11 protein-coding genes are annotated in these 9,234 nt (G+C 37.1%); 3 read left to right on the top strand and 8 right to left on the bottom strand.

Annotated features, from left to right (window positions below):
• Positions 1 to 21 precede the first annotated feature (21 nt).
• The 8 genes from BBROOKSOX_RS07475 to lptG form a co-directional block, all read right to left on the bottom strand.
• The gene (locus BBROOKSOX_RS07475) at positions 22 to 648 is read right to left on the bottom strand and encodes a hypothetical protein (RefSeq protein ID WP_139660574.1); all 627 of its coding nucleotides are present in this window, start codon (positions 646 to 648) and stop codon (positions 22 to 24) included.
• Positions 632 to 1,309 (bottom strand): hypothetical protein, encoded by a 678-nt coding sequence (locus BBROOKSOX_RS07470; protein WP_139660573.1) that lies wholly within the window; start codon positions 1,307 to 1,309, stop codon positions 632 to 634. The genes BBROOKSOX_RS07475 and BBROOKSOX_RS07470 overlap by 17 nt, the downstream gene beginning before the upstream one ends.
• Before the next feature lie 138 nt (positions 1,310 to 1,447).
• Positions 1,448 to 1,843, bottom strand: a complete 396-nt coding sequence (locus BBROOKSOX_RS07465) for an MFS transporter (RefSeq protein WP_139660572.1) — start codon at positions 1,841 to 1,843, stop codon at positions 1,448 to 1,450.
• 1 nt (position 1,844) lies between these two features.
• Entirely contained in the window at positions 1,845 to 2,069 is a 225-nt protein-coding gene (locus BBROOKSOX_RS07460) for a hypothetical protein (RefSeq protein WP_139660571.1), read from the bottom strand.
• A gap of 2 nt (positions 2,070 to 2,071) precedes the next feature.
• Positions 2,072 to 2,716, bottom strand: a complete 645-nt coding sequence (locus tag BBROOKSOX_RS07455; RefSeq protein ID WP_139660570.1) for a hypothetical protein — start codon at positions 2,714 to 2,716, stop codon at positions 2,072 to 2,074.
• Positions 2,717 to 2,945: 229 nt separating this feature from the next.
• Positions 2,946 to 5,168 carry an ATP-dependent Clp protease ATP-binding subunit ClpA gene (gene clpA / locus BBROOKSOX_RS07450; RefSeq protein ID WP_139660569.1) on the bottom strand — a complete coding sequence of 741 codons (2,223 nt, stop codon included), beginning with the start codon at positions 5,166 to 5,168 and terminating at the stop codon, positions 2,946 to 2,948.
• A gap of 29 nt (positions 5,169 to 5,197) precedes the next feature.
• Positions 5,198 to 5,497, bottom strand: a complete 300-nt coding sequence (gene clpS / locus BBROOKSOX_RS07445; protein ID WP_139660568.1) for an ATP-dependent Clp protease adapter ClpS — start codon at positions 5,495 to 5,497, stop codon at positions 5,198 to 5,200.
• A gap of 30 nt (positions 5,498 to 5,527) precedes the next feature.
• A complete protein-coding gene (gene lptG, locus BBROOKSOX_RS07440; RefSeq protein ID WP_139660567.1) occupies positions 5,528 to 6,610 on the bottom strand; it encodes an LPS export ABC transporter permease LptG in 1,083 nt (360 codons plus the stop codon).
• Positions 6,611 to 6,643: 33 nt separating this feature from the next.
• Between lptG and guaA the strand changes: the two genes are divergently transcribed.
• From guaA to tadA, 3 genes are read left to right on the top strand one after another with little or no spacing between them, the layout of a single operon-like run.
• Complete coding sequence (gene guaA, locus BBROOKSOX_RS07435; protein ID WP_139660566.1) at positions 6,644 to 8,218, top strand: glutamine-hydrolyzing GMP synthase; 1,575 nt, start codon at positions 6,644 to 6,646, stop codon at positions 8,216 to 8,218.
• 2 nt (positions 8,219 to 8,220) lie between these two features.
• Entirely contained in the window at positions 8,221 to 8,541 is a 321-nt protein-coding gene (locus BBROOKSOX_RS07430; protein WP_139660565.1) for a DMT family transporter, read from the top strand.
• A gap of 10 nt (positions 8,542 to 8,551) precedes the next feature.
• Entirely contained in the window at positions 8,552 to 9,010 is a 459-nt protein-coding gene (gene tadA, locus BBROOKSOX_RS07425) for a tRNA adenosine(34) deaminase TadA (protein WP_139660564.1), read from the top strand.
• The last annotated feature ends 224 nt before the right edge of the window (positions 9,011 to 9,234 follow it).

Below are 9,234 nucleotides of genomic sequence, written 5' to 3'. Positions count from 1 at the left end.
ATTGTTAGCAGTAGCATCAAGCTAATCTTGGAATTTGTTAAGTGGGTTTCGGTTAATTTGTGCTAAGGCATCGTCTACCCAGTCTGGAGTCTCTGGTATATTTTTGTTGGCATTAAAATTGGTTTTCTGCTTGATTTGTTCTAGTGTTTGTCCGCTTTCTGCTTCGAGTGCCTGTTTGAACTCAGAAGAAGCGCCATTAACAATGATGCTGAATTTTTGTTGTTTTTGTTCAGGAGTATCGCTAAACCAGTTGTTGAGAGTTGATTTAACTGTGTCACTGATTGTGTTGTCATAAAATGCACTACCACCATAACTTGCGCCAATTACAACTATAGCAATTCCTATAGGATTTGAAATTGATACTGCCACTAAAGCAGCAGCCCCAATTCCAGTAACAGTGCCCACACCCCAACTAATCGCCGCATCAATACCGCCTACTGTACCCTCTTGATTAGTAGCAAGGGCAATTTGAGCAATACCCAGTGCACCGCCTTTGAACTTAAAGGTATTATTCATGGCTTTAAGTGCATCATCACTAGCGCCTAAAATTCGTGCTGTTTCTACTTGTGCAGAAAAAACAGTGTCTACCGCCAATTTAACTTTTGCTAAGCTGCCTTGTTTCTGCTGCTCTTCATTCGTTAAACTCATTGCTATTCTCCTTGTTTGAATTATTTGTAAAAAGTGTTTTTGTAATTAGAATGAAATGTATAAAATACCAAACGGTTGCCCATAAAAATAATACTAATAATGTTCTATAAAAAGTAAAACCATAAATTTTATTCCACACCAAAATATCGTTATGTCTTCCGACCTTATCCAAATCTTCATAAAGCATAAAATATTCTGAACCCATAAATAAACTTTGGGTTATAGATAAGTAAGTGAAAACACCAAAAAAAAAGACGCCAAACGCCATCCAGTATTTTTTTTTATTCCTTGCATCTCTAATTTTTTTATTAGTGCGATACATTGCATTCTCTTTATACCAAGCCCAATCCTTAATAAAAATTCCAATTGTGCTTACAAAAGTAAACCAAAAAATCCCCTGATACAAAACATACAATAGTATCATTTTTTCTCGGTAGGCGACCGAGATATTAACCCAATATTGTGCTCTTGGAAGCCACTGCAATAATTGATTGTTATATTGCCCTAGATTAAATACCCACTCATCAATAGGGGTGTTAAGCAAATAAACACTAACAATAGAATAAAATACAGTCAATAGTAGATAAATTTTAACAAAGCGTTTTTCTAGCGGTGTGAATTTGTGTTTTTCATCTTTTTTTATTATTTGATTGTCTGGCATCTATTTTCCTTATTATTTATTTTAAATAAACAGATTATAACTCGGGATATCTTTATTTGTCGTGGTTTCGTCTTTGAATTCATTTTCAACTTGCTTAACACTATCTTTTAATTCTGAATTGTTAGCAGTAACATCAAATTAATCTTGGAATTTGTTAAGTGGGTTTTGGTTAATTTCTGCTAAGGCATCGTCTACCCAGTCTGGAGTCTTTGGTATATTTTTGTTGGCATTAAAATCGGTTTTCTGCTTGATTTTTTCTAGCGTTTGTCCGCTTTCTTGCTCGAGGGCTTGTTTGAATTCACTAGATGAAATATCAACAATAGCGTTGAATTGTTGTTGTTTTTGTTCAGAGGTAACATCATCATTAAACCAGTTATTGAGAGTTGATTTTACTGAATTGCTGGCTGTATTATTATAAAACTCACTACCACCAAAACTTACACCAACTAAAACTACGGCTACCGTTATAGGATTAGAGAACAATGCTGCACCACCAATACCAGCAAGCGTTCCAACACCCCAACTAATCGCCACATCAATACCGCCCGCTGCCCCTCTTGATGAGTAGCAAGGGCAATTTGAGCGATACCCAGTACGCCCCACCCTTGAACTTAAAGGTATTATTCATGGCTTTAAGTGCATCATCACTAGCGCCTAAAATTCGTGCTGTTTCTACTTGTGCAGAAAAAACAGTGTCTACCGCCAATTTAACTTTTGCTAAGCTATTTTGTTGTTGCTGCTCTTCATTCGTTAAACTCATTGTTATTCTCCTTTATTTAAATTATTTGTAAAAAGTATTTTTGTGGTTAATATTGAAACAATAAAATAGAATGTCGCCGAATAAGAAAGAGAACCTAACGCCCATCTATTAAAAATAAAGCCATAAACGCTATTCCACCGAAGAATATCATTATTCCTTCCTACTTTATCTAGCTGATCATATAACATATAAAAATTTGAACCCTCAAATATATTTAGGAAAATTGTTACAAAGAGTAAAAGCCCTAAAAAAAAAATATAACACACCATTAAATATTTTTTCCTAACTCTTTCACGAGTAAGATAAATTGCATTTTCTTTATACCAAGCCCAATCCTTAATAAAAATTCCAATTGTGCTTACAAAAATAAACCAAAAAATCCCCTGATACAAAACATACAATAGTATCATTTTTTCTCGGTAGGCTACCGAGATATTAACCCAATATTGTGCTCTTGGAAGCCACTGCAATAATTGATTGTTATATTGCCCTAGGTTAAATACCCACTCATCAATAGGAGTGTTAAGTAAATAAACACTAACAATAGAATAAAATACAGCCAGTAGTAGATAGATTTTAATAAAGCGTTTTTCTAGCGGTGTGAATTTGTATTTTTTATCTTTTTTTATTGTTTGATTGTCTGGCATTTATTTGCCTTATTATTTATTTTAAAAAATACATTGTAACTAGGAATATCTTTATTTGTCGTGGTTTTATAAAACTATCGTCATTGCTAATTGAGGCTTTTGCATAAGTAGGAATGATTAGCAAAATGACAAGTTTTGCCGAATTGGTGATTTTATGAAATTGTCAAGTTGGTGAAAAATGGCGTTTTGATGATTATTCATATTTATGCAAAGGTCTCAATTAAGACTCTTATGCACCAAATGTAAGTATAATTTGGTCTTTTTGAACGCCTACTTTAACTGTACCGCCTTTTACCAATTTACCAAAGAGTAGTTCGTCAGCGAGTGGTTTACGGATTTCTTTTTCAATCAATCTTGACATTGGGCGAGCACCCATCTTAGAGTCATAACCATGCACAGCGAACCATTTGCGTGCTGGCTCAGATACAATCAAAGCAACATTTTTATCTTCTAGCGTGGACTCCAGCTCAAATAAAAACTTATTCACCACATAAACAATGGTTTCTTCATTCAGTGAATTAAAGTAGATGACTTCAGATAAACGGTTTCTAAATTCTGGGGTGAAGGTTTTTTGTAATTCCCCTTCATAATCTAGCGAGTGATCTTGCTCGTTAAAGCCAATTGATGCGCGACTAACCGTTTGTGCGCCAACATTAGAGGTCATCACTAAAATTACATTGCTAAAATTAACTTCTCTGCCATTGGCATCAGTGAGTTTGCCGTTATCCATCACTTGCAATAACAAATTAAAGATATCAGGGTGTGCTTTCTCAACTTCGTCAAGTAACAACACCGCGTGTGGATTGGAGTTAACCGCCTCGGTAAGCAAGCCACCTTCATCATAACCCACATAACCGGGTGGCGAGCCAATCAATTTAGACATTGAGTGGCGCTCCATATATTCACTCATATCAAAACGCAACAATTTCACACCCATAATACGGGCAAGTTGTTTACAAATCTCAGTTTTTCCAACACCTGTTGGACCTGCAAATAAGAATGATCCCATCGGTTTGTCTTCGTGTGCCAAACCAGAACGCGCCAGTTTAATGGCACTAGATAAACTATCAACAGCACTGTCTTGACCGAATACACCAAGTTTTAAGTCTGCTTCTAACTTTTTAAGTAGCGACTTGTCATCACTGCCCACTTGGCGAGATGGGATGCGTGCAATCTGAGCCACAATATCTTCGATATCACTCACACCAATATTAACCTTACGCTTAGATTTTGGTTGAATTTGTTGCAATGCACCCACTTCATCAATCACATCAATGGCTTTATCTGGCAAGCGACGATCGCTCATATGCCGATGCGAAAGCTCGACTGCCGATACCAATGCTGCTTTTGAATACTTAACTTTATGGTGCGCTTGATAATATTTTTTCAAACCCTGTAAAATCTTAATGGTGTCTTCTACTGATGGCTCGTCAATATCAATTTTTTGGAATCGTCTTGATAGCGCATGATCCTTTTCAAAAATTTTACGGTATTCTTCATAAGTCGTAGAACCCATGCATTTAAGCGAGCCATCTGCTAATGCTGGCTTAAGTAAATTCGACACATCTAATGAGCTACCTGACACGCTACCTGCACCAATCATTGTGTGGATTTCATCAATAAACAAAATAGCATGTGGGATTTTTTCTAAATCATTCAGTACTGCTTTTAGGCGTTTTTCAAAATCACCTCTATATTTTGTGCCTGCAATCAACACGCCAATATCCAATGAATAAATGCTTGCCTCTTTTAAAACCTCAGGTACTTTACCATCCACAATATGCTTGGCAATACCTTGTGCAATCGCTGTTTTGCCAACACCTGCTTGACCGACAAATAAAGGGTTGTTTTTACGACGACGGGACAAAACCTGAACCGTTCTTAAGACTTCTTCTTCTCTACCTAAAAGTGGGTCAATGCCCCCCGCTTTTGCTTTTTCACATAAATTAATTGTATAGCTTTCTAATGCGCTTTTCTTGCCTTTCTTTGGACTGGATTTCACCGTAGACACTTCTTCTTCTAATTCTGGCGAGCGTGTTGAAATCGCCTCCATGACTTCAAGACGAGAAATGTTATTGAGTTTCAATAAATAAACAGCATACGATTCTTTTTCAGCAAAAATACTCACCAATACATTCATCGCATACACGGTATTTTTTTGCGCTGATTGTGCCTGATAAACACTGCGTTGTAATACGCGCTGAAAGCCAACGGTTGGGACAATATCTAGCTCTGAATCTTCTGGAATAAGTGGCGTATGAGAATCAATATATTCCTCTAATTCTGCATACACCTCTTTAATATTGACGCGTTTATGACGCAGAAAACTAACAACTTCATCAATATTAAGCAGCGCAATCAGCAAATGTTCAACTGTCACAAACTCTAAGCGGTTATTGCGCGCCTGCGACATAATGTGGTTAATTTCTTGTTGTAGTCCTGTTTCAATCATAAGGTTATTATACTAATTATGTTAAGTCTTTATGTGTCCAATTCACGAATAATACACATAAGTGGTTGTTCATTTTGTCGAGAGAAATCGATAACTTGCGATACCTTTGTCTGCGCTACATCAAATGAATAAATACCACAAACACCTTCGCCATCAATATGCACTTTAAGCATAATAGCATATGCCTTCTCTTCGGTTTTATCAAAAAATTGTTGCAATACTTGAATAACAAACTCCATTGTCGTGTAATCATCATTTAACAACAATACCTGAAACCGACTGGGTTTTTTAAGTTTTGATTTTGCTGGTTTAGTGCGTGTTTTTTCCATTGCTTAGTTTTGTATAATTATGTATTCATATCAGGAAGCAGCTTTCTTTTTTAACAAGAAAAAGGCAATCACCAACACCACAAGTGTCGGTGCCGACGCACTAAACAATGGGTCATAATCAAAACGCAACGAGATAGCACCGCCAATGCGTGATGATAATTCAAAAAATAAAGCGATAATCATACCTAAAAATATCTTCTTGCCCAAGGTTGCATCTCTAAGTGATCCAAAAATAAACAACATTGAAAGCAGCAACATTGCAACCAATGTGATTGGTTTAACCAATCGCTTATATAACTCAATCTCAAAAGCACTTGATGCCAAATCATTCTTTGTAAGAAAGTCAATCTGCTTATACAACTCCCAGCTTGATAATTCGTTAGGTTTCTTTTCTAGGTCCTTAACCAGAGTTTGGTCAAATGAAACTTTGACGCTATGTTTTTGAATATCCTTAAATTGAATCTTAGTAAATTTATCATGTTGACTAAACTGATAATGTTGAGCTTTTTCAAGCTTTAAATTATCATCATCAAACAATGCCTTATCAGAATGAATAATTGAGTCTAATTGATTGACCTTGTTTAATTTAATTAAAGTTACATCACCAAATACGCGTCCATCAAAATTTTCCTTAACATTGATAATGGTATTGCCGTCTTTGAGCCAAAATCCTTGTTGACTCACTGTAGAAACATTTTTTCCTAACGCTTTAGTCCTAAATGATTCGGCGTATTGCGTAGCGAATGGTGCAATAAACTCACCTAATAAAATGACCATAAAAATAAATATTAACGCTGCTTTCACTGCTTTCCCAACAATTTGCATAATAGATACGCCACAACCCCTAATAACAATCAATTGAGAGGTTGCTGTCAAATGACCCATACCCAACAAGCAACCTAACAATATAATGACAGAAGAGTGTGAATAGATCACTGCCGGCAAATCGGCCGCTACATAAATGATTGCCGATAAAGTAGTATAGTAGTGTTGCCCAATTAAATCAATTTCATTAATAAAGTTAAAAAGCGCGTAAACACCCATCCAAACCACCATGACGCCCAAAGTGTAAAAGAGTAGTGTTTTAATAATGTAGCGGTCTAGGATTTTCATTAAAATATAGTTTTCATTCAATCAATAATAATTATGGCAAACATTCACCACGACAAAATCCTTATTCTTGATTTCGGCTCGCAATATACGCAACTCATTGCGCGTCGTGTGCGTGAAATTGGCATTTATTGTGAATTGTTGCCTTATGATGTAGATGACGATTTTATCAAAAAATTCAACCCAAAAGGCGTCATCCTTTCAGGTGGGCCCGATACAGTCACATTTAATGATTCCGCCAGAGCACCGCAAATTGTCTTTGACCTTGGTGTGCCAATACTTGGTATTTGCTATGGTATGCAAACCATGGCAACACAACTTGGCGGCCAAGCCACTTCAGCAGACAAACACGAATACGGCTTTGCCAAGGTTCGGGCGCACAATCACTCATCCTTATTAAACGATATTGCAGATGAGATTAATACCAAAGGTCATGGATTATTAGATGTATGGATGAGTCACGGCATTGAAGTCAATACATTGCCAGACGGATTTCAACTAATTGCCAGTACCGATAATTGCGCCATCGCCGGTTTTGCCAATGTTCAAAAACATTACTACGGCTTACAATTCCACCCAGAAGTTACCCACACTAAGCAAGGAAAACACATCTTAGAGCGTTTTGTTGCTGGTATTTGTGATTGCCAGAAAAAATGGACGACAGACAATATTATCGCCGACTTAGTGCAAAATTTAAAAGACCAAATTGGTAACAACAATGTTCTGCTGGGACTTTCAGGTGGGGTTGATTCATCCGTAGTGGCAGCACTACTCAACAAGGCTATTGGTGAACAACTTACTTGCGTATTTGTCGATAATGGCCTGTTACGCTTGAAAGAAGGTGATGAAGTCATGCAAACTTTTGCCAACAATATGGGTGTTAAAGTTATTCGTGCCAATGCTCAGAAAAAATTCTACGATGCCTTGTCAAATGAGAATGACCCTGAGGCAAAACGCAAAATTATCGGTCACGCTTTCATTGAAGTTTTTGAAGAGGAAGCGCGTAAACTCGATGATATTAAATTCTTAGCGCAAGGCACTATCTACCCTGATGTGATTGAATCAGCAGGCGCTGCTTCGGGCAAAGCCAAAGTCATTAAATCACACCATAATGTGGGTGGGTTGCCCAAAGATTTAAAATTTGAGCTGGTTGAACCACTCAAAGAATTATTCAAAGACGAGGTAAGAGAGCTCGGCGTAAAACTCGGTATCCCTGCACCTATGCTGTATCGTCATCCATTCCCAGGCCCTGGATTAGGGGTGCGCATCTTAGGACAAGTCAAGCAAGAATATGCCGATATCCTACGCTTAGCAGATGCAATATTTATGCAAGAACTTTACAACCATGACTTATACGACAAAGTTAATCAAGCCTTTGTGGTATTCCTGCCCGTTAAATCAGTCGGTGTAACGGGTGATGAACGTCGTTATGATTTTGTTGTCGCATTACGCGCTGTTGAAACTATTGACTTTATGACTGCTCGCTGGGCACACCTACCGTATGACTTCTTAGATTTGGTCTCCAACCGTATTATGAATGAAATCCCACGCATCTCACGCGTTGTTTATGACATTTCAGGCAAGCCCCCTGCCACTATTGAATGGGAGTAAGTATGAATGCTTATTTATTTTTGTCGGGTGCAATAATTTTTGAAGTCATCGGCACACTTTTATTACCTGTTACACAAAACTTTTCAAAAATCCTACCTTCTGTTATTTTGACCAGTTCCTATATTTTGTCTTTTTATTTTTTGACTTTTGCAATCAAAAAAATACCCTTATCCATTGTTTACGCATCCTGGGCTGGCATAGGGGTTTTGTTGATAGCGATATTAGGCTATTTCTTTTACAAACAAGCGCTTAGTTGGCAAGCTATTCTTGGACTTATTCTCATTGTAACCGGCGTAATACTCGTTAACTTATACAAAACTTAATTAATACCCAATGAGCAACCAATCACTCGACTCTCAATGGATGGAGTTAGCACTAAAGCAAGCATTGTTAGCCGAACAAAAAGGGGAAGTGCCAGTGGGTGCAGTTTTAGTAAAAAATAACAAACTCATTGCCAAAGCACACAACCAACCCATTCTAAATAATGACCCTACTGCTCACGCAGAAATCCAACTACTACGCAAAGCAGGAAAAATACTTGCCAACTATCGCATGCCTGATACGACTTTGTATGTTACCCTTGAACCTTGCACAATGTGCTTAGGTGCAATGGTTCATGCGCGCATAGAAAAAGTTGTCTTTGGTGCTTTTGATGAAAGAACGGGTGTTTGTGGCTCATGCCAAGACCTATCAGAAAGTAAATGTTTCAACCATTCTATTGAAATACAAGGTGGCGTGCTCTTTAGAGAATGCAAGCACTTGTTACAGCAGTTTTTTAAAAGTCGAAGATAAACACTATATAGTCCTGAATAAACCAAAATTCAACCACCTTAGATTCACATCATAAATGCAACACTCAATTAGTCGGTCAAAGGGTATATTATACCAAATTCAAAAAACAACTAAACCAAAAAACTCCACTCCCTACTACACAAATTTTTAATAAAACCATCCTCACTTAGTATTTCATTCCAAGCCTGACAAGATCTTTCAATAATACCAAATTCAAAAAACAA

Source organism: bacterium endosymbiont of Bathymodiolus sp. 5 South (genome assembly GCF_900128535.1).
Lineage (GTDB): Bacteria > Pseudomonadota > Gammaproteobacteria > PS1 > Pseudothioglobaceae > Thiodubiliella.
This window is presented reverse-complemented; position numbering and strand designations above follow the sequence as displayed.